Origin of the sequence: Streptomyces sp. NPDC050388 (assembly GCF_040655635.1) — a bacterium.
Taxonomy (GTDB): domain Bacteria; phylum Actinomycetota; class Actinomycetes; order Streptomycetales; family Streptomycetaceae; genus Streptomyces.
The window spans coordinates 151,467-171,858 of the sequence record NZ_JBFAKH010000003.1 but is presented as its reverse complement, the minus strand read 5'-3'; the positions used below and the strand labels follow the sequence as shown (position 1 = coordinate 171,858).

The following is a 20,392-nucleotide window of genomic DNA, read 5'->3' as shown; positions in this document are numbered from 1 at the left end:
GCGTAGGGCGGGGAGACCTCCGCGGTGAGCCGGAACGGGTCCAGGACTCGCTCCTGCGCACCGACCAGGAACGGCCGGGGTGCCGTCAGCCGGGGTTACGCCTACGTCGGGTCTCATGCTGGTCACTCACGGATCGCCACCGGCCGGATGCCGGGAGAGCCGCCGCCCGGGCGTCGGTGGTGGACGGTGACGGCCGCGGTGCCGCGGTGGACCGGAGTGGGAAAGGCGGTGTCCTTCTACCGGTACCTCGCCTTCGACCTGCCGGTTCTCACCACACTGTCGCCGCTGGGACTGCTGCTCGGCTTCGCCGCCGTCCGGGTGTGGACGCTGTTCACCCACCGTGAGGTGCCGGGCTACTTCACCGCGTACCTGGCGCTGCTCGCCGCTGGTTCAGTGCTCGCCGTAGTCGGTGTCGCGCAGGGTCGGGCCGCTCGCGCGGGCGGGCCGCGCCGCCGCGACCGCTTCGCCTGGGCCCGGGCAGCCTGGTGTCGTCGGCTTCCGTCGCGATGTACCTCCTCAGCCGCACTGCGGGGCTTCCGGACCTCGGGGAACTGAGGGGACGGGAGCCGTCCACGGGGTCAGCCCGGGCGAACAGCAGCACGCTGCCCACCGCCGGGACCACCCCGACGTGTTGGATGCCGCGGATGCGTTCCTTGAGCACGAAGCGGGCCGGCAGCACCGTGCCGACGGGGTGGAGCGACGCGAGCAGTCCGACGGCGGCGGGGCCGCCGTCGTCGGACTGCGACGAGGAAGAGGATGCTCGATCCCGTGTCGGGCACACCAGCGGGGCGTGATCCGCCGCCTGGAGGGGGAGGGGGCACCGCCGACCGCGAACGCCTCCGCCGGGCCTGCTCCGCCGACCTCCTCGGGAGTTCCGGGAAGCGGAGGAGCAGGCGCTCGGTGCCCCTGTGGGGGGGGACGGACTCCGGGCGGGGCCGGTCAGCGGGTGGTGAGGGTGTGGACGTGATCCACCAGGCGGGTCAGGGCGTCCGGGTCGGTGTTCGGCATGACGCCGTGGCCGAGGTTGAAGATGTGGCCCTCGAGGCCCTCCGCCTGGGCCAGGACCTCGCGGGTCTTCGCCTCGACGGCCTCGGTGCCGGCGAACAGCACGGTCGGGTCGAGGTTGCCCTGGAGCGCCTTGCCGGGGCCGACGCGGCGGGCGGCCTCGTCCATCGGGACGCGCCAGTCGACGCCCACGACGTCCGCGCCGGCCTCGCCCATCAGGCCGAGGAGCTCGCCGGTGCCGACACCGAAGTGGATGCGGGGGACGCCGTAACCGGACACCGCGTCGAGGACCTTGGCCGAGGCGGACATCACCGAGCGCCGGTAGTCGGCGGGGGCGAGCGCGCCGGCCCAGGAGTCGAAGAGCTGGACCGCGGAGGCGCCGGCCTCGATCTGCACGGTGAGGAAGGCGGCCGTGATGTCCGCGAGGCGGTCGAGGAGGTCGGCCCAGAGTTCCGGGTCGCCGTACATCATCGCCTTGGCGTTCTCGTAGGTGCGGGACGGGCCGCCCTCGACGAGGTAGCTGGCGAGGGTGAACGGGGCGCCCGCGAAGCCGATCAGCGGGGTGGAGCCCAGCTCGGCGGTCAGCAGGCCGTACGCCTCGGTGACGTAGGAGACGTCCTCCGGGGTGAGGTCGCGCAGCCGGGCCAGGTCGGCGCGGCTGCGGAAGGGCTCCTCGACCACGGGGCCGATGCCGGGCTTGATGTCGAGGTCGATACCGATGGCCTTGAGGGGGACCACGATGTCACTGAAGTAGATCGCCGCGTCGACGTTGTGCCGGCGGACCGGCTGGAGCGTGATCTCGGCGACGAGGTCGGGGCGCATGCAGGAGTCGAGCATCGCGATGCCCTCGCGCACCTTGCGGTACTCCGGCAGTGAGCGGCCCGCCTGCCGCATGAACCACACCGGAGTGTGCGGCACCGGCTCACGCCGGCACGCCTTGAGGAAGGCACTGTCGTACGTCTGGGTCGGCTGCTTGCCCCGGGGGCTGACATTGGCACTCACACCGGCCAGTCTCGCATGGCCCGCCGGCGACCCCGCACCGCAGGCCGTCCGGCGCACGGCGCCCGTGCGCCGCGCCCGGGACGACACGATCCGGACAGCGTGCTGCGCCGTGGGTGTCCTTCCCCGCGCCGGGGCCGCGTTCCCCTTAATCTTCCCCGCATGGCTGCGGCTCAAGGACGATTGTCGGACGGCAAGGGCGGTATGGACGAGGCGAAGAACACCGGGGAGGACCTCGGGCAGGGGGGCGCGGCACCCCCGTTGCCCTTTCGGACGGCCGTCGACGCGATGCGGGACGCACGGCTGCGACCGCAGATCGAGGTGGAGACCACGCCCGCGCCCACCCGGCTCGCCCCCTACGCGCACGCGCTGGAGGCGGCGGTCGTGGAGGGCGAGCAGGAACTGGCGGACGGCCGGCTGGTGCTGCTGCACGACCCGGCCGGGCACGACGCCTGGCGGGGTGCCTTCCGGCTGGTGACGCTGGTCCGTGCCGAACTGGAGCCGGAGATGGCGGCGGATCCGCTGCTGCCGGAGGTGTGCTGGTCCTGGCTGACCGGCGCGTTCTCGGCGCGCGGTCTGACGTACAGCGAGCCGAGCGGCACGGTCACACGGGCGAGTTCGCACTACTTCGGCGGGCTGTCCGAGCGCCCCGCCGCCTCGCAGATCGAGATCCGCGCCTCGTGGACGCCGCGGGAGGGTCCGGGCGGGGTGCCGGACACCGCCACCCACCTGGTCGCCTGGTGCGACCTGCTGGCCCAGGTCGCCGGACTGCCCCCGGCGGCTCCGGGGGACGCGTCGGTGGTGACGCTCCCCCAGCGGAGGGGCCCGCAGTCGCGCTGAGCTTCCCCTCCGGAGCCCTCGCCAATCACACCTGTCGATCTCTTTGTCGATACGGCCACTTTCGGAAGCGTTGCGACGCCGACCGAAACCGTTCGGTCTTCGAATGATCGACCGCGTGTCCGAATTGCACAGATTGTTACTCACCAGATCGTGATCATTCTCTAAAGGAGACCGGGTTTGGTGCCGAAGACGACTGTGACCTTGAAAGCACGGTTGAGCCCGGCTTCACTCCCCCGAGCCGGCCCCGTCCCGCCACCCCAGGAGGCCTGGTGTCCGTTCTCCTCGAGCAGCCCGCAAGCCTGGTCGCCTACCGCCCGAACAAGCCGACCGCCATGGTGGTCGTGGCCGACCCCCGCGTCCGTTCCACCGTCACCCGCCACCTGTGGGCGCTCGGTGTGCGCGACGTGATCGAGGCCTCGTCCATCGCGGAGGCTCGTCCCCGCATCGGCAACCCCCGCGACATCTGTGTCGCCGACGTCCATCTGCCGGACGGTTCCGGCCTCACCCTCCTCTCCGAGACCCGAGCGGCGGGCTGGCCCAACGGCCTCGCCCTGTCCGCCGCCGACGACATCGGCGCCGTGCGCAACGCCCTCGCGGGCGGAGTGAAGGGCTACGTCGTCACCGGCACCCGCACCAACCTCGGGCTCCCCACCCGCCCCGGAGCCGCTCCCCTCGGTGCCGGCGCCCGTCTGCACCGCCGCCCCCCGGGTGCCCCGAGCCACCCGGGCGGCTACCGCGAACTGTCCGGCCGTGAGGTCGAGGTGCTGCGGCTGGTGGCGGAGGGCCAGTCCAACAAGGCCATCGGCGTCTCGATGGGCCTGTCCGCGCTGACCGTCAAGAGCCACCTCGCCCGCATCGCCCGCAAGCTCGGTACGGGCGACCGCGCGGGGATGGTGGCGGTGGCCCTGCGCACGGGCATCATCCACTGACCCCGCCGCCCCCGCCGCGTTCCCCGGCAGCCCTCCGCCGTTCCCCTCCGCTCCGCTCCCCCTCTGCCGCACGTTCACCGACCTGACTGGTTTGCGACCCCCCGATGCCTGCCGGCGGAACGTTCCGTCGGCAGGCGCCTTCACGGCATGGCTACTCTTGACAGGTGACCGACGCCCACGACACCGCAGCAGACAGCTCCCTGCGCACCACCGGAGGCGCCCCTCCGGACGACAACGGATCATCTGCTACGGAGGCGCCGATCCCCTTGCTCGAACCGCGCGAGGGCATCCCGCCCGTGATCACGGACGAGGCCGCCCTCGCCGAGGTCACCGCCGCCTTCGCCGCAGGCACCGGTCCGGTCGCCGTCGACGCCGAGCGCGCCTCCGGCTACCGCTACGGCCAGCGCGCCTACCTCGTCCAGCTGCGCCGTGCGGGCGCCGGGTCCGCACTGATCGACCCCGTCGCCTGCCCGGACCTGTCCGGCCTGGGCGAGGCGCTGTCCGACGCCGAGTGGGTGCTGCACGCCGCCACCCAGGACCTGCCCTGCCTGCGCGAGATAGGGATGCTGCCCGGCCGCCTCTTCGACACCGAACTGGCCGGACGCCTGGCCGGCTTCCCCCGGGTCGGCCTCGGCGCGATGGTCGAGAACGTGCTCGGCTTCGTCCTGGAGAAGGGCCACTCCGCCGTCGACTGGTCCACCCGCCCGCTGCCCGAGCCCTGGCTGCGCTACGCCACCCTCGACGTCGAGCTCCTGGTCGACCTGCGGCACGCCCTGGAGAAGGAACTGGACCGGCAGGGCAAGCTGGAGTGGGCACTGCAGGAGTTCGAGGCGATCGCCTCGGCGCCGCCGCCGGAGCCCCGTAAGGACCCCTGGCGGCGCACCTCCGGCATGCACAAGGTGCGCAGGCGCCGGCAGATGGCCGTCGTCAAGGAGCTGTGGCAGGCCCGGGACCGGATCGCGCAGCGCCGGGACGTCTCCCCCGGCAAGGTGCTCTCCGACGCCGCCATCGTCGAGGCCGCGCTCGCCGTGCCGACCAACACCCACGCCCTGGCCGCACTGAACGGGTTCGGGCAGCGGGTGGGGCGGCGCCAGCTGGAGCAGTGGCAGGCGGCCGTGGACCGGGCGAGGGCGCTGCCCGAGTCGCAGTTGCCGCAGCCCGGACAGCCGGTGACCGGCCCGCCGCCGCCGCGCGCCTGGGCGGACAAGGACCCGGTGGCCGCCGCCCGGCTCTCCGCGGCCCGCGCGGGGGTGAGCGCGCTCGCCGAACGGCTGAACATGCCGCAGGAGAACCTGATCACCCCGGACACGGTGCGCAGGCTGTGCTGGGAGCCCCCGCAGCCCGCCGACCGGGAGTCCGTCGCGGCGGCGCTGGCCGGGTACGGGGCGCGGCCGTGGCAGGTGGAGCAGGTGACCCCGGTGCTGGTCGCCGCACTGGTCTCCGGCGGCTCGGGAGGGGTCTGAGGGCCGTCGGCGACGCCTGTCGCGGGGCGGGTGCGGGGAGAGGACGACCGGGAGCGCGCCCGCCGGGGCGGTTTCCCGTGCGCCGGCGGTTTCCAGGGGCCCTTGAAACAGAACGGCGACGTCGAGATCACGCCAAGATCCTCAGAGCGGGTCCACGTCCGTGCCGACCCCGGTCCTGACACCGCGCGGCGCGACGGCTCCGCCAGGAGTGTGAGCTTCGCCGCTCGGTTCCGCGGGGCTGGGCAGCTACATTACCCACAAGTAGCATAGGCTCTGAGCGCGCGCTCAGCGCAACGCAGCAGTGCCATCCCGCACCCTGGAGGAGAGCCATCGTGCCTCGTACCGTCAGGGACGTCGTCTTCGTCGACGGCGTCCGCACCCCGTTCGGCAAGGCGGGCCCCAAGGGCATCTACCACGAGACCCGTGCCGACGACCTCGTCGTGAAGGCGATCCGGGAGCTGCTGCGCCGCAACCCCGGACTCGACCCGAAGAAGATCGACGAGGTCGCGGTCGCCGCGACCACGCAGATCGGCGACCAGGGCCTGACCATCGGCCGTACCGCCGGCATCCTCGCGGGCCTGCCCACCTCGGTTCCGGGCTACTCCATCGACCGCATGTGCGCGGGCGCCCTGACCGCCGTGACCACGGTGGCCGGCTCCGTCGCCTTCGGCGCGTACGACGTCGCCATCGCGGGCGGTGTCGAGCACATGGGCCGCCACCCGATGGGCGAGGGCGTCGACCCCAACCCCCGGTTCGTCTCCGAGAAGCTGGTCGACGAGTCCGCCCTGTTCATGGGCATGACCGCGGAGAACCTGCACGACCGCTACCCGACGATCACCAAGCGGCGCGCCGACGAGTACGCGGTCCGCTCGCAGGAGAAGGCCGCCAAGGCGTACGCCGACGGCAAGATCCAGGCCGACCTGGTACCGGTCTCGGTGCGCCGCACCAACGCCGAGGCGGGCGAGACGGGCTGGGGCCTGGTCACCGCCGACGAGCCGATGCGTCCGGGCACCACCCTGGAGAACCTGGCCGGGCTGAAGACGCCGTTCCGCGTCCACGGCCGGGTCACCGCCGGCAACGCGGCCGGTCTCAACGACGGCGCCACCGCCTCGCTCATCGCCTCCGAGGACTTCGCCCGCGAGAACGACCTCCCGGTGAAGATGCGCCTGGTCTCGTACGCCTTCGCGGGCGTCGAGCCGGAGGTCATGGGCTACGGTCCGATCCCGGCCACGGAGAAGGCGCTCGCCCAGGCGGGCCTGTCCATCTCCGACATCGGCCTGTTCGAGATCAACGAGGCCTTCGCCGTCCAGGTGCTGGCCTTCCTGGAGCACTACGGCATCGCCGACGACGACGCGCGCGTCAACCAGTACGGCGGCGCCATCGCCTTCGGCCACCCGCTGGCCTCCTCCGGCGTCCGGCTGATGACGCAGCTGGCCCGCCAGTTCGAGGAGCAGCCGCACGTCCGCTACGGCCTGACCACCATGTGCGTCGGCTTCGGCATGGGCGCGACGGTCATCTGGGAGAACCCGCACTTCGAGGGGGACAAGTGAGCACCACCGCAGAACTGTTGAAGGGCGCCGCCGCGCTGTTCCCGGACGAGGTCGTCACGACCTCCCACGTACGCCACTTCGAACTGCCCCTGGGCGCGGGCCGTTTCGCGCTCATCACCCTCGACAACGGGCTGGACCACACCAAGCCGACCACCTTCGGCCCCCAGTCGCTGGCCAACCTGGACGCCGCCCTCGACCAGGTCGAGAAGGAGGCCGCGGACGGCGAGATCGTCGGCGTCGGCATCACCGGCAAGCCGTTCATCTTCGCCGTCGGCGCCGACCTCAAGGGCGTCGAGCTGCTCAAGCGGCACGAGGACGCGCTCGCCATCGGCAAGGGCGGCCACGACGTCTTCAAGCGGCTGTCGAAGCTCGCCGTCCCCACCTTCGCGTACTACAACGGCGCGGCCATGGGCGGCGGCGTCGAGGTCGGCCTGCACTGCTCCTACCGCACGGTGTCCGCGGCCATCCCCGCCTTCTCCCTGCCCGAGGTCTTCCTCGGCCTGGTCCCCGGCTGGGGCGGCTGCGCGCTGCTGCCGAACCTGATCGGCGCGGAGAAGGCCGTCTCGGTCATCATCGAGAACAGCCTCAACCAGAACAAGCAGCTCAAGGGCCGGCAGGTCTTCGAACTCGGCATCGCGGACGCGATCTTCGAGGGCGCCGACTTCCTGGAGCAGTCGCTGATCTGGACGGCGGCCGTCCTCAAGGGCGAGATCGTCGTCGACCGTCCGGTGATCGACCGCGACGAGGCCTGGGACCAGGCCGTCGCCAAGGGCCGCTTCATCGCCGACTCCAAGGTGCACGGCGCGGCCCCGGCCGCCTACCGCGCCCTGGACATCATCGCCGCCGCCAAGAACGGCGACCTCCAGCAGGGCTACGACGCCGAGGACCAGGCGCTCGCCGACCTGATCATGGGCGGTGAACTGCGGTCCGGCCTCTACGCGTTCAACCTGGTGCAGAAGCGCGGCAAGCGCCCGGCCGGCGCCCCGGACAAGAACCTGGCGCGCCCGGTCACCAAGGTCGGTGTCGTCGGCGCCGGTCTGATGGCCTCGCAGCTCGCGCTGCTGTTCCTGCGCCGTCTGGAGGTGCCGGTCGTGCTGACCGACATCGACCAGGAGCGCATCGACAAGGGTGTGGGCTACGTCCACGCCGAGATCGACAAGCTGCTCGGCAAGGGCCGGATCAACCAGGACAAGGCCAACCGCCTCAAGGCGCTGGTCACCGGTGTGCTGGACAAGGCCGAGGGCTTCGCGGACGCGGACTTCGTCATCGAGGCCGTGTTCGAGGAGATGGGCGTCAAGCAGCAGGTGTTCGCGGAGGTCGAGGCGGTCGCCCCGGCGCACGCGGTCCTCGCCACCAACACCTCCTCGCTGTCGGTGACGGAGATGGCGTCGAAGCTGAAGCACCCCGAGCGGGTCGTCGGCTTCCACTTCTTCAACCCGGTCGCGATCCTGCCGCTCCTCGAGATCGTCCGCGGCGAGCAGACCGACGACGCCTCGCTGGCGACGGCGTTCGGTGTCGCCAAGAAGCTGAAGAAGACCGCGGTGCTGGTCAAGGACGCCCCGGCGTTCGTCGTGAACCGCATCCTGACCCGCTTCATGGGTGAGATCCAGAACGTCATCGACGAGGGCACCCCGGTCGAGGTCGCCGAGAAGGCGGTCGAGCCGCTCGGTCTGCCGATGTCCCCGCTGGTGCTGCTGGAGCTGGTCGGCCCGGCGATCGGGCTGCACGTGTCCGAGACGCTCAACCGGTCCTTCCCCGAGCGCTTCACGGTCTCCCCGAACCTCAAGGCGGTCGTCGAGGCGGGCAAGCGCGGCTTCTACGTCTACGACAGCGGGAAGCCGGAGCTCGACCCGGAGGTCGCCGCGCTGCTCGAGCAGGGCGACACCGTCCTCACCGAGGAGCAGGTGCGGGCGCGGGTGCTCGACGCGGTGGCGCAGGAGATCGGGCTGATGCTCGACGAGGGTGTCGTCGCCGAGGCGCAGGACATCGACCTGTGCCTGATCACCGGTGCCGGCTGGCCCTTCCACCTGGGCGGCATCACGCCGTACCTGGACCGCGAGGGTGTCTCCGAGCGCGTCAACGGCAAGAGGTTCCTGGCCCCGGGCGTGGCGAGCGTCCCGGCGTGACCGGCCGGCCCTGACAGGGGGTGGGCCGCACGGTGACCGTCCGTGCGGCCCGCCCCTTTTCGCATGGGTTTTCATCACGGGTTTTCGTCACGGGCGCGGCGAGCGGATCGCCGCACGGTCCGACCGGGTGGGCGCCCGGGGCACACCTCGCGCCACACCGTCAGGGCCGGGCCCGGCTCGTCCTCGCGGCGGGCGAGCCGGAGGGAGCCGGTGGAGCGGGAGACGGTGAGGCGGCCGTCGCGGCCGCGGAGGAGCCGGTCGCCGTTCACCGTCTCCCCCTGGGCAAGCCGGTTCGCGGGCGCCTCGGGGGTGGGGCCGTTCCGTGGGATTCTGGCCGCATGGACCACAGCGCCGCCCTGCTCGTGATCGTCGACTCCGCGAACGTCGTCGGGTCGGTGCCCGACGGGTGGTGGCGGGACCGCCGGGGCGCCGCGGAGCGGCTGCGGGACCGGCTGGCCTCACGGGGGCTGCCCGACCGCCCGGGGCCGGTGGAGATCGTCCTGGTGGTGGAGGGCGCGGCACGGGGCGTGGAGCCGGTGCCCGGGGTACGGGTGGAGGCGGCACCGGGCAGTGGCGACGACCGCGTGGTCGACTTGGTGGCCGAGGCGGGTGAGCGCCCGGTCCTGGTCGTCACCGCCGACCGTGAACTGCGCCGCCGGGTGACCGCCCTGGGCGCCACCGTGACCGGCCCCCGGACCGTCCGCCCCTGACCGTCACCGCCGGGAGAGGGCGGGAGCCAGGGCCGTGCGGGTTACCGGAAGGCCGGGCCCGGCGGCTTGCCGGGCCGGCTGCCGACCTCTTCTTCCCGGCCCAGACGGCTGTGGCTCCGGCTGTAGAGGAAGTAGAAGACGAAGCCGAGCACCATCCAGAGGCCGAACCGGAGCCAGGTCTCGGCGGGCAGGTTCAGCATCAGCCACAGCGAGGCGGCGACCGACAGGATCGGCAGGAACGGCACCCACGGGGTGCGGAAGGCCCGGGGCAGGTCGGGGCGGGTACGGCGCAGGATGATCACGCCGAGCGCGACGACCACGAAGGCGAACAGCGTGCCGATGTTCACCAGCTCGGCGAGCTCCGACAACGGGGTGAAGCCCGCGACGACCGCGATGATCACGCCGAGCAGGATGGTCGACCGGTACGGGGTCCTGAAGCGGGGGTGGACGCGGGAGAAGAAGCGGGGCAGCAGCCCGTCCCGGCTCATCGCGAAGAACACCCGGGTCTGACCGAGCAGCAGGATCAGGCAGACCGTGGTCAGGCCGATGGCGGCACCGAAGCTGATGAAGCCCGCGAACCAGGGATGGCCGGTGGCCTTGAACGCGTCCGCGAGCGGGGCGTCCACGGACAGGTCGGTGTAGCGCTGCATTCCGGTGACGACGATCGACACGGCGACGTACAGCGCGGTGCAGATGAGCAGGGAGCCGAGGATGCCGCGCGGCATGTCCCGCTGCGGGTTCCTGGTCTCCTCGGCGGCCGTGGCGACGACGTCGAAGCCGATGAAGGCGAAGAAGACCACCGAGGCCGCCGTGAAGATGCCCATCACGCCGAAGTTGGACGGTACCCAGCCGATCATCAGCTGGATGAGCGGCGCACGGAGACCTTCACCGGCTGGGACGGCCTGCGGCTTCGGGATGAACGGGTGGTAGTTGCCGGCGGTCACGAAGAAGGCACCGGCGACGATGACGACGAGGACGACGGTCACCTTGACGGCGACGACGACCGAGGTGACCCGGGCGGACAGCTTCATGCCGAGGACGAGGACGCCGGTGAGGACCAGCACCAGTACGGCGGCGAGGATGTCGAAGCCGAAGCCCGCGGCGCCGTCCCGTGTGCCGAGCGCCGCGGGCAGATGCCAGCCCACGTTGTCCAGCAGCGAGTGGATGTAGCCGGACCAGCCGACGGCCACCACCGCCGTGCCGAGCGCGAACTCCAGGACCAGGTCCCAGCCGATGATCCACGCGGGCAGCTCGCCGAGGGAGGCGTACGAGAAGGTGTAGGCGGAACCCGCCACCGGGACGGTGGAGGCGAATTCGGCGTAGCAGAGCGCGGCGAGCGCGCAGACGACGCCGGCCACCACGAAGGCCAGGGCCACGGCGGGCCCGGCGTTGTTCTTGGCGACCGTGCCGGTGAGCACGAAGATGCCGGTGCCGATGATGACGCCGACGCCGAAGACGGTCAGGTCCAGTGCGGAGAGGGACTTCTTGAGCGCGTGCTCCGGTTCCTCGGTGTCGCGGATGGACTGCTCGACCTTCTTCGTCCGGAAGAGGGTGTTGCTCACAGGTACCTCCCACGCTGCGTCGTCCTCGACATGATCGAGAGGGGGCGTACCTCGTATGCCCCGACACGGGCGCCGTCACGCGAACGGGCCGCCCTCGCCACTCTTCACAGTGGCACGGGCGGCCCGTTCGGGCGCATCGGCGAAGGGGATCAGTCGCGGGCCGGTTCCACCGGCTCGGCGGCGGTGTGTGCGGCGCGTACGCCCGGGTTCGCGCCGTGCGCGCCGTTCGAGCGGATCCGGGAGGGCGGGAGGCCGCCGTCCAGCTTCGCCACCAGACCGGTGACCTGACGGGCGATGTCGGGAGCGGTGAGCCCGATCTCCGCCAGGACCTCGGCGCGGGAGGCGTGGTCGAGGAAGCGCGGCGGGATGCCGAAGTCGCGCAGCGGTACGTCGACGTCGGCGTCGCGCAGGGCCTGCGCGATCGTCGAGCCGACTCCGCCGACGCGGGAGTTGTCCTCGACGGTGACGACGACCCGGTGCTTCTCGGCGAGCGGGGCCATGGCCTCGTCGACGGGCTTGACCCAGCGCGGGTCGACGACGGTGGTGGAGATGCCCTGCCGGTCGAGCAGGCCGGCGATCTCCAGGCACATCGGGGCGAGGGCGCCCACGGAGACCAGCAGCACGTCCGGGGTGTCGGTGCCGGGCTCGCGCAGGACGTCCATGCCGCCGACGCGCCCCACGGCCGGTACGGCGGGCCCGACCGCGCCCTTGGAGAAGCGGACCACCGTCGGCGCGTCGGTGACCTCGACGGCCTCGCGCAGCTGGGCGCGGACCTGGTCGGCGTCGCGCGGGGCGGCCAGCCGCAGCCCGGGGACCACCTGGAGGATCGACATGTCCCACATGCCGTTGTGGGAGGCGCCGTCGGTGCCGGTGACACCGGCCCGGTCCAGGACGAAGGTGACGCCGCACTTGTGCAGGGCCACGTCCATCAGCACCTGGTCGAAGGCGCGGTTGAGGAAGGTGGCGTACACGGCGAAGACGGGGTGCACCCCGCCGTGGGCCAGGCCCGCCGCGGAGACCGCGCCGTGCTGCTCGGCGATGCCGACGTCGTAGACCCGGTCCGGGAACCGCTTGGCGAACCGGTCGAGGCCGACCGGCTGGAGCATGGCCGCGGTGATGGCGACGACGTCCTCGCGCTCCTCGCCGAGCTTGACCATCTCCTCGCCGAAGACGGACGTCCAGTCGGCACCGGAGCTGGCGATGGGCAGGCCCGTGTCGGGGTGGATCTTGCCGACGGCGTGGAAGCGGTCGGCCTCGTCCGCCAGGGCGGGCTGGTAGCCGCGGCCCTTCTCGGTGAGGCAGTGCACGATCACCGGGCCGCCGAAGCGCTTGGCGCGGGTGAGGGCGGACTCCAGGGCCTCGATGTCGTGGCCGTCGATGGGGCCGACGTACTTCAGCCCGAGGTCCTCGAACATGCCCTGGGGGGCGATGAAGTCCTTCAGGCCCTTCTTGGCGCCGTGCAGGGTGTCGTAGAGGGCCTGGCCGACGACCGGGGTGCGCTCCAGGACCTCCTTGGTGCGGGCCAGGAAGCGCTCGTAGCCGTCGGTGGTGCGCAGGGTCGCCAGGTGGTTGGCGAGGCCGCCGATGGTGGGCGCGTAGGAGCGCTCGTTGTCGTTGACGACGATGACCAGCGGCCGGTCCCGGGCGTCGGCGATGTTGTTCAGCGCCTCCCAGGCCATGCCGCCGGTGAGCGCGCCGTCCCCGATGACGGCGACGACGTGGTCGCCGGTCCGCCTGAGCTGGTTGGCCTTGGCCAGGCCGTCGGCCCAGCCGAGGACGGTGGAGGCGTGGCTGTTCTCGATGACGTCGTGCTCGGACTCGGCCTGCGAGGGGTAGCCGGAGAGGCCGCCCTTCATCTTCAGCCGGGAGAAGTCCTGTCGGCCGGTCAGCAGTTTGTGCACGTAGGACTGGTGGCCGGTGTCCCAGAGCACCTTGTCCCTGGGGGATTCGAAGACGCGGTGCAGGGCGATGGTGAGCTCCACCACACCCAGGTTGGGGCCGAGATGGCCGCCGGTCTTGGAGACCGCGTCGACCAGGAAGGTCCGGATCTCCTCGGCCAGCTGGCTCAGCTCCTCCGCGGTGAGCCGGTCCAGATCGCGCGGTCCCCTGATACGGGTCAGCAGCGGCACCCGTGCCTCCTTGCAGTAGAGCTGATCGAGCTGTTGCCGGGCTCGACGAGTCTAATGTTCCGCTCCGGCGGTCGGCGTCCGGGCCGTGCGTCATGCCTCACGCGGTCCGGCTCCGTCCAGGCCCGGAGCGCCCTGGGCCAGGCCCTGTGCCAGGCCGTGGACACGGCTGTGCCCGGTACCGCAGGGGCACCGGGCACAACACCGCGGAAACGGTACGCCTGATCGCTAGGCGCGGCCCGCGGTCTTCTGCGTCTTGCGGGTGATCGCGTCGATGACGACGGTCGCCAGCAGCACGCCACCGGTGATCATGTACTGCACCGGCGAGGCGATGCCCTCGAGGGCGAGGCCGTACTGGATGGAGACGATCACCAGGACACCGAGGAGCGCGTTCCAGGTGCGGCCCCGGCCACCGAAGAGGGACGTACCGCCGATCACGGCCGCGGCGATGACGTTCATCAGGAACTCACCGGTGCCCGCGCCCTGGTTGGCGGAGGCGATCTTCGAGGCGACGAAGAGGCCGCCGATCGCGGCGAAGGTGCCGGCGATCGCGAAGACCGAGATCCGGACCATCTCCACGTTGATACCGGCACGGCGGGACGCCTCGACGCTGCCGCCGAGCGCGAAGACCTTGCGGCCGTAGGCGGTGCGGCGGAGCAGGAAGTCGGTGAACACCAGCACCGCGAGGAAGATCACCACGGCGAGCGGCAGGCCCTTGTGCTGGTTGTAGACGATCGCCACGGCGAAGGAGACGACGGCCAGCAGCACCGTGCGCACGATGATGTCGTTCAGCGGGCGCGAGGGGATACCGGCGGCCTCGCGGCGGCGGTTGCCCAGGAACGCGGTGAGGAAGTACCCGACGACGGCCACGAGGGCGAGGCCGTAGGCGGCCGCGACGTCGGTGAAGTAGTAGCTGGTGAACTTGCCGACGATGCCTTCGCTGTCCAGGTTGATGGTGCCGTTGCTGCCGAGTATCTGCAGCATGAAGCCCTGCCAGAACAGCAGACCGGCCAGCGTCACGGCGAAGGCGGGGACGCCGATGCGGGCGAAGACGAAGCCGTGGATGGCGCCGGCCGCCGTGCCGGTGAGGATGGCCAGCACCAGGGCCAGCCACTCGTTCATCCCGTGGGTGACGCTCAGCACCGCGAAGGCGGCACCCGCGACACCGCTGACCGAGCCGACCGACAGGTCGATCTCGCCGAGCAGCAGGACGAAGACGATACCGACGGCGATCATGCCCGTGCCGACCATGGCGACGGACATGTCGGAGAAGTTGCCGGCGGTGAGGAAGTTGGAGTTCAGGCCGGTGAAGATGGCCCAGATGATCAACAGGCCGATGATGACGGGGACGGACCCGAGGTCGCCGGCCTTCATCTTCCGCTTGAACTCGCCGATGTAGCCGGCGAAGCCCTGTTCGCGGACCAGCAGCCGGGGGTCGACGGCGGTGACCGCCGCGGCGGCCGCCTCGGTGTTCTCGACCGTGTCGGCGGCGGGCGTCGAGGTCTTTTCGGTGCTCACTTGCTGACCTCCCCATTGGTGCGCGCCGCACGGCGGGTCACGGCGTTCTCCGTGGCGCCGGTGATGGCGGAGATGATCTCTTCCTGAGAGGTCGACTTGACCTCGAAGGTGCCGTTGTTGCGCCCGAGGCGCAGTACGGCGACCTTGTCCGCGACGGCCTTGACGTCGGCCATGTTGTGGCTGATGAGGATGACCGCGTGGCCCCGCTCGCGCAGCCGCTCGACCAGGTCGAGGACCTGCGCGGTCTGCTCGACGCCGAGGGCGGCGGTCGGTTCGTCGAGGATCACCAGCTTGGGCTCACCGAGCATGGACCGGGCGATGGCCACGACCTGGCGCTGACCGCCGGAGAGCGAGGCGATCGGGATCCGGACGCTGGGGATGCGGATCGACAGGGTGTCGAGGAGCTCGCGGGAGCGGCGCTCCATCTCCACCTCGTCCAGGACACCGCGCTTGCGGATCTCCCGGCCCAGGTAGAGGTTGCCGACGACGTCGATGTTGTCGCACAGCGCGAGGTCCTGGTAAACCGTCGCGATGCCCAGGTTCTGGGCGTCGTGCGGCTTGTTGATCTGGACGGCCTTGCCGTCCCACTCGATGACTCCCTCATCGATGGGGTGCACGCCGGCGATCGTCTTGACCAGCGTGGACTTACCGGCGCCGTTGTCGCCGACCAGGGCGACCACCTCACCGGCGCGGACCTCAAGCTCTACGTCGGTGAGCGCCTGGACGGCACCGAAACGCTTGGAGACCCCGCGCAACGCCAGCACGGGCGTAGCGGACACGTGAACCATCTCCTTCGCCGCCTGACCCGGCGGGAGGTTGTGCAGAACGACTGGGTGGGGGGTGGGGGACACCCGCGGGGTGTTCCGACCGGCGCCCCGCGTAGCTTGCGGGGCTGGTGTGTGCGGGGCGCCGGTCGGAGTTCGCGGCAGTCCGTCCCGTACGGGAGCCCGGTGCGGACTCCCGTACGTCTCATGGGACTTCGGGACTGCTTACTTCAGACCGAGCTTGTCGCAGGCGGCCTTGTACTTGCCCGTGCAGATCTCGTCGACGGTGTAGACGCCGTCCTTGATCACGGTGTCGTTGATGTTCTCCTGGGTCAGCGACACGACCGGGACGAGCACGGAGGGCACGCCCTTGGTGGTGGGGCTGTCGACCGTGTCCTTGGCGACGGAGTCGAGCGACTTGCCCTGGGCGAGCGCGACGGCCATCTCCGCGGCGGCCTCGGCCTCCGGGGCGTACGGCTTGTAGACGCTCATGAACTGCTCGCCCGTCACGATGCGCTGCACGCCCGCGAGTTCGGCGTCCTGGCCGGTGACCGGGACCTTGATGCCGGCGGCCTTCAGGGCGGTGATGATGCCGCCCGCCATGCCGTCGTTGGCGGAGTAGACGCCGACGATCTTGTCCTTGCCGAGGGCGGAGATGGCGCCCTCCATGTTGGCGTTGGCGTTCTCCGGCTTCCACTCCTTGGTGTCGTACTCGCGGCCGACCTTGACCTTGCCGTCGAGGGCGGCGTGCGCGCCCTCCTTGAACTGGGCGGCGTTCGGGTCGGTGGAGGAGCCGTTCATCATGACGATCTGGCCCTTCTTGGCCTTGTCGCCCAGCGCCTCGAGCAGGGCCTCGCCCTGCGTCTTGCCGACGGTCACGTTGTCGAACGAGGTGTAGGCGTCGATCGGACCCTCGGCCAGGCGGTCGTAGGCCACGACCGGGATGCCGGCCTCCTTGGCCTTCTTCACCGAGCCGGCGATGGCCTTGGCGTCCACCGCGTCCAGGATCAGCACGTCGACCTTGTTGGTCACCATCGTGTCGACCTGCTGGTTCTGCAGGCTGGCGTCCTGCTTGGCGTTGGCGTAGACGACCTCGGCCTTGTTGTTCGTGAGCTCCTTGACCTTCTTCTCGATCAAGGGCTTGTCGAACTTCTCGTACCGCGCGGTCTGGTTCTCCGGCAGGAGCAGACCGACCTTGATGGCGTCGCCCTTCTTGGCCGCGGAGTCGCTCGCTTCGCTCTTGTTGCCGGACTCGGCGGCGCTGCCGCAAGCGGCGAGAGAGACGGCCATCGCACCGGCGGCGATGGCGACGGCGGTACGACGCATACGCGTGTTCACTTCAGAAACCTCCCTGACGAGGCCGCGACGGTGCGGCCGAGGTGGCTGGAAGTCAACTCGGCCACACGTGCGACGTCAAGAAGTAAATCCTTAACGAGATGGCAACGGTGCCATCCGTTCTCTAAGTGAAGGCAGGAGAGGCCGCGGTGAGGGTCCCGGTGGCCGTGCCGTCCAACAGGGTGGAATCGCCCATTTCACCCAACGCGAGGGCGAGCGCGCCCAGCACCTCCGCCCGGCCCCCGAGTGCCCCGGGGAGAACGGAGAGTTGACGCGCCGCGCTGGGAATCGCGTAGCGGCCGACGGACTCCCTTATCGGCGCGAGCACCAACTCACCGGCCTCGGCGAGGTCGCCGCCCAGCACGACCCTGCTCGGGTTCAACAGGTTGCAGAGATTGGCGACTCCACTGCCGATGTGCCGACCGACGTCGGCGATCACCCTACGGCAGCCGGGATCACCCTCGCGCGCCAGCCGTACGACGCCTTCCATCGTCAAGTCCGTGCCGTGGCTGGGCTGGAGCAGCGGAAGCACATAGCGGGCCGCCGCGAACGTCTCCAGGCAGCCGCGGTTGCCGCAACGGCAGACCGGGCCCGACTCGTCGAGCGTGATGTGTCCGATCTCTCCCGCCGTGCCGCCGGGTCCGCGGTAGATCCTCCCGTTGATCACCAGTCCGGCGCCGACACCGCTGGCGACCTTGATGTACGCGAGGTCGCGCACGCCCCGGCCGCTGCCCCAGACCATCTCGCCGAGGGCGCCGAGGTTCGCGTCGTTGTCCACGTGCACGGGCACGCCGAGCCGCCCCCGCAGCTCCTCGGCGGGCTTGGTGCCGGTCCAGCCGGGCAGGATCGCGGTCGAGCCCAGGGTGCCGGACTCCACGTCGATCGGACCGGGCACGCCGAGGCCGATCCCGGCGACCTTGGCACGGTCCACCCCGGTCGCCTCGATCAGCCGGCTGACCAGCTGCTCCGCCCGGTCGAAGCCCTGCGTCGAGGAGGCGTCCACGTCCAGCGGCTCGGACTCCTCGGCCAGCACCTGGTGGGCGAGGTTCCCGATGGCCACCCGCAGATGGGCGTGCCCGAAGTCCACCCCTATGACGATCCCGGCGTCCCCGCTGAGCGAGACGCTGCGGGCCCGGCGGCCGCCCGCCGAAGTGGGCGTGACCTCGACCGTCCCGCCTTCCCTCAGTTCCCGGACGATATTGGACACCGTCGCCGCGGACAGGCCCGTCGTCCTCGCGATCTCGGCCTGGGTGAGGGAGCCGGCCAGCCGTACCGCTCGAACGACCCGTTCCAGATTGGCTCGGTGCAGCGACGACTGCGACCCCGGAGTCTCCACGACGACCTCCTGCGCGCGGGGCCGCTTCGACGAGGCCCCATTCCGTGTCCAACTAGTGAACTCTAAGATGAGCTGTTCTGGTTGCCTCCCGTCAAGAGGTTGAACCGTTTCCGGGTACTTGCACACGTCGGCACCCGCCGCTCCCAGGGGTGGGTACGGCGGGTGCGCGAGCACGTTCAGAGGGTGACTTCAGAGGATCCCCGGGGGCGCTCCCCGAGGCGGCCGCAGGGCTGCCCCGGAAGGACCCGGAACGTCATTTCAGGGCGCCCGCGGTGAGGCCCTGCACGACCTGGCGCTGGAAGACGATGTACGCGGCGAGCACCGGGAGCATCGCCATCACGAGGCCGGCGAAGAGGCCGGACCAGTCCCCCTTGTAGCCCTGGCTGACGGCCAGTTGCACCAGGCCCTGGGTGAGGACGTGCTTGTCCTCGTCGGTGTTGAGCACCGTGGGCAGCATGTACTGGTTCCACTGGCCCAGGAAGTTGAAGATGCCCACGCTGATCAGGCCCGGCTTGGCCATCGGGAGCATGATCTGGAAGAACGTCCTGGTGTGCGAGGCCCCGTCCACGAACGCCGCCTCCGCCACGGTGCTGGGCAGGGTCCGGAAGAACGCGGTCAGGAAGAACACCGTGAACGGCAGCGAGTACGCGATGTAGACCAGGATCAGCCCGTGGATCGTGTTCAGCAGGCCCATGTTGTTGACGACGTAGAACAGCGGGACCAGGGCGAGCATGATCGGGAAGCTCATGCCGCCGATGAACAGGTAGTAGATGAACCGGTTGCCCGGGAACTCGAAGCGGGCCAGCACATAGGCGGCCATCGAGCCGAGCACCAGCGTGCCGATGAGTGAACCGCCCACCACCAGGACGGTGTTGAGGAAGTACTCGCTCATGTGGGCCTGGGTCCAGGCCCGCGACCAGTTCTCGAAGTGGAGCTTGTCCGGCAGCGACCAGGGCGAGCCGAAGATGGAGGCGTCGTCCTTGAAGGACGTCATCACCGCCCACACCAGCGGCAGGGTCACCATGATCGCCCAGATCACGAGGATGCCGTGGGAGAAGGCGTTGAGGACGCCGCCGGTCTTCTCCTCCCCGGAGGGCGCGCCGGGGCTGTCGGCCTTGGTGACGGTGACACCGGGCTCGGCCGGTACCGGGGCGGGGGTCTCGGTCGTCTTCATGGATCAGTACTCCAGCCGCTCGCGCCGCCCCAGCTTCATCACGACGGCGGCGAAGGCCAGCGTGACGACGAGCAGGGCGACGCCGATGGTGGTGGCGTAGGCGGCCTGACCGTCACGGAACGCCTTCTGGTACACGTACAGGACCATGACGGTGGTCGAGTAGTCGGGGCCGCCGGGCCCGGTCGTCATGATGTGCACGACCGCGAACGATTCGGCGCCCAGGGCGAGGATGCCCATGTAGACCCAGCCGGACTGCACGGTGTCCCACAGCAGCGGCAGGGTGATGCGGAAGAAGGTGGTGATCCGGTTGGCGCCGTCGAGCAGCGCCGCCTCGTAGAGGTCCATCGGGATGGACGCCATACCGGCGGAGAAGAGGACCACGAAGAAGCCGACCGTGGACCAGACGATCACCGCCATGACGGCCCACAGGGCGAGGTCCGGATCGCCCAGCCAGAGCGGCTGGACGTCGTCGAGCCCGACCGCCCGCAGGAAGGAGTTGATCGCACCGCTGTCCGGGTTGTACGCGAAAGCGAACAGCAGGGCGACGATCGCGATCGACAGGACCTGCGGGAAGAAGTAGACGATCTTGTAGAACGCGGAGCCTCGGACCCCGGAGATCACCGGTCCGCCGCGGCGCCGCCGGCCGCCCACGTTGATCATGAAGGAGAGGAACAGCGCCAGACCGATCGTCACCACCGGTACCAGCAGGGCGAACAGCAGACTGTGCTGCAACGACTTCCAGAAGATGTCGTCGTCCAGCATGCGTGCGTAGTTGTCGAACCCCACCATCGTGAAATCGGGGCTCAGACCGGTCCAGTCCGTGAACGAGTAGTAGATCGACTGGATGAACGGCCAGACGACGAAGAGCGCGTACAGCCCCAGGGGAACCGCGAGGAACCCCACGATGAACCGGTACTTGCCGTGCTGCATTGCTGGTGACCCCGTTCTGCGCGCG

Annotated in this window: 16 protein-coding genes; 7 read left to right on the top strand and 9 right to left on the bottom strand. The window is 70.6% G+C overall.

What is annotated here, in order from left to right; genetic code table 11:
- Positions 1-216: 216 nt before the first annotated feature.
- Positions 217-555 (top strand): hypothetical protein, encoded by a 339-nt coding sequence (locus AB0I73_RS03200; RefSeq protein ID WP_363033222.1) that lies wholly within the window; start codon positions 217-219, stop codon positions 553-555.
- Positions 556-939: 384 nt separating this feature from the next.
- Here AB0I73_RS03200 and hemE read toward each other — a convergent pair whose 3' ends face one another.
- A complete protein-coding gene (gene hemE / locus AB0I73_RS03195) occupies positions 940-2,007 on the bottom strand; it encodes a uroporphyrinogen decarboxylase (RefSeq protein ID WP_363033220.1) in 1,068 nt (355 codons plus the stop codon).
- A gap of 159 nt (positions 2,008-2,166) precedes the next feature.
- On the opposite strand from hemE, the gene AB0I73_RS03190 reads away from it, so the two are divergent.
- The 6 genes from AB0I73_RS03190 (at position 2,167) to AB0I73_RS03165 (ending at position 9,622) form a co-directional block, all read left to right on the top strand.
- Entirely contained in the window at positions 2,167-2,844 is a 678-nt protein-coding gene (locus AB0I73_RS03190) for a DUF3000 domain-containing protein (RefSeq protein WP_363033218.1), read from the top strand.
- 269 nt (positions 2,845-3,113) lie between these two features.
- Positions 3,114-3,773 carry a response regulator transcription factor gene (locus tag AB0I73_RS03185; protein ID WP_363033216.1) on the top strand — a complete coding sequence of 220 codons (660 nt, stop codon included), beginning with the start codon at positions 3,114-3,116 and terminating at the stop codon, positions 3,771-3,773.
- A gap of 164 nt (positions 3,774-3,937) precedes the next feature.
- Complete coding sequence (locus tag AB0I73_RS03180; RefSeq protein WP_363033214.1) at positions 3,938-5,236, top strand: ribonuclease D; 1,299 nt, start codon at positions 3,938-3,940, stop codon at positions 5,234-5,236.
- Positions 5,237-5,568: 332 nt separating this feature from the next.
- Entirely contained in the window at positions 5,569-6,786 is a 1,218-nt protein-coding gene (locus AB0I73_RS03175; protein ID WP_363033212.1) for an acetyl-CoA C-acyltransferase, read from the top strand.
- Positions 6,783-8,912, top strand: a complete 2,130-nt coding sequence (locus AB0I73_RS03170) for a 3-hydroxyacyl-CoA dehydrogenase NAD-binding domain-containing protein (protein WP_363033210.1) — start codon at positions 6,783-6,785, stop codon at positions 8,910-8,912. Before AB0I73_RS03175 ends, AB0I73_RS03170 begins: the two co-directional genes overlap by 4 nt.
- Before the next feature lie 338 nt (positions 8,913-9,250).
- Positions 9,251-9,622: an NTP pyrophosphohydrolase gene (locus AB0I73_RS03165; RefSeq protein ID WP_363033208.1), complete on the top strand. Its 372-nt coding sequence runs from the start codon at positions 9,251-9,253 to the stop codon at positions 9,620-9,622.
- A gap of 41 nt (positions 9,623-9,663) precedes the next feature.
- Here the strand turns inward: AB0I73_RS03165 and AB0I73_RS03160 are convergent, their stop codons facing one another.
- The 8 genes from AB0I73_RS03160 to AB0I73_RS03125 form a co-directional block, all read right to left on the bottom strand.
- Complete coding sequence (locus AB0I73_RS03160) at positions 9,664-11,184, bottom strand: amino acid permease (RefSeq protein ID WP_363033206.1); 1,521 nt, start codon at positions 11,182-11,184, stop codon at positions 9,664-9,666.
- A 149-nt stretch (positions 11,185-11,333) separates the two neighbouring features.
- Positions 11,334-13,313 (bottom strand): 1-deoxy-D-xylulose-5-phosphate synthase, encoded by a 1,980-nt coding sequence (dxs, locus tag AB0I73_RS03155; protein WP_363033204.1) that lies wholly within the window; start codon positions 13,311-13,313, stop codon positions 11,334-11,336.
- A gap of 225 nt (positions 13,314-13,538) precedes the next feature.
- Positions 13,539-14,828 carry a sugar ABC transporter permease gene (locus AB0I73_RS03150; protein WP_363033202.1) on the bottom strand — a complete coding sequence of 430 codons (1,290 nt, stop codon included), beginning with the start codon at positions 14,826-14,828 and terminating at the stop codon, positions 13,539-13,541.
- A complete protein-coding gene (locus AB0I73_RS03145; protein WP_181383847.1) occupies positions 14,825-15,616 on the bottom strand; it encodes an ATP-binding cassette domain-containing protein in 792 nt (263 codons plus the stop codon). Before AB0I73_RS03145 ends, AB0I73_RS03150 begins: the two co-directional genes overlap by 4 nt.
- Positions 15,617-15,817: 201 nt before the next feature.
- Positions 15,818-16,918, bottom strand: a complete 1,101-nt coding sequence (locus AB0I73_RS03140; protein WP_363033276.1) for a substrate-binding domain-containing protein — start codon at positions 16,916-16,918, stop codon at positions 15,818-15,820.
- A 133-nt stretch (positions 16,919-17,051) separates the two neighbouring features.
- On the bottom strand, positions 17,052-18,263 hold the full coding sequence (locus AB0I73_RS03135) for an ROK family transcriptional regulator (RefSeq protein WP_363033199.1): 1,212 nt from the start codon (positions 18,261-18,263) through the stop codon (positions 17,052-17,054).
- 253 nt (positions 18,264-18,516) lie between these two features.
- Positions 18,517-19,437: a carbohydrate ABC transporter permease gene (locus AB0I73_RS03130; RefSeq protein WP_363033197.1), complete on the bottom strand. Its 921-nt coding sequence runs from the start codon at positions 19,435-19,437 to the stop codon at positions 18,517-18,519.
- 3 nt (positions 19,438-19,440) lie between these two features.
- Positions 19,441-20,367, bottom strand: a complete 927-nt coding sequence (locus tag AB0I73_RS03125) for a sugar ABC transporter permease (protein ID WP_363033195.1) — start codon at positions 20,365-20,367, stop codon at positions 19,441-19,443.
- Between the last annotated feature and the right edge of the window lie 25 nt (positions 20,368-20,392).

Excerpts from the sequence above, each read along its gene's own strand:
- AB0I73_RS03190 (WP_363033218.1), top strand. The coding sequence starts at position 2,167 with ATGGCTGCGGCTCAAGGACGATTGTCGGACGGCAAGGGCGGTATGGAC.
- AB0I73_RS03165 (WP_363033208.1), top strand. The coding sequence starts at position 9,251 with ATGGACCACAGCGCCGCCCTGCTCGTGATCGTCGACTCCGCGAACGTC.
- AB0I73_RS03145 (WP_181383847.1), bottom strand. The coding sequence starts at position 15,616 with ATGGTTCACGTGTCCGCTACGCCCGTGCTGGCGTTGCGCGGGGTCTCC.
- AB0I73_RS03140 (WP_363033276.1), bottom strand. The coding sequence starts at position 16,918 with ATGCGTCGTACCGCCGTCGCCATCGCCGCCGGTGCGATGGCCGTCTCT.
- AB0I73_RS03130 (WP_363033197.1), bottom strand. The coding sequence starts at position 19,437 with ATGAAGACGACCGAGACCCCCGCCCCGGTACCGGCCGAGCCCGGTGTC.
- AB0I73_RS03125 (WP_363033195.1), bottom strand. The coding sequence starts at position 20,367 with ATGCAGCACGGCAAGTACCGGTTCATCGTGGGGTTCCTCGCGGTTCCC.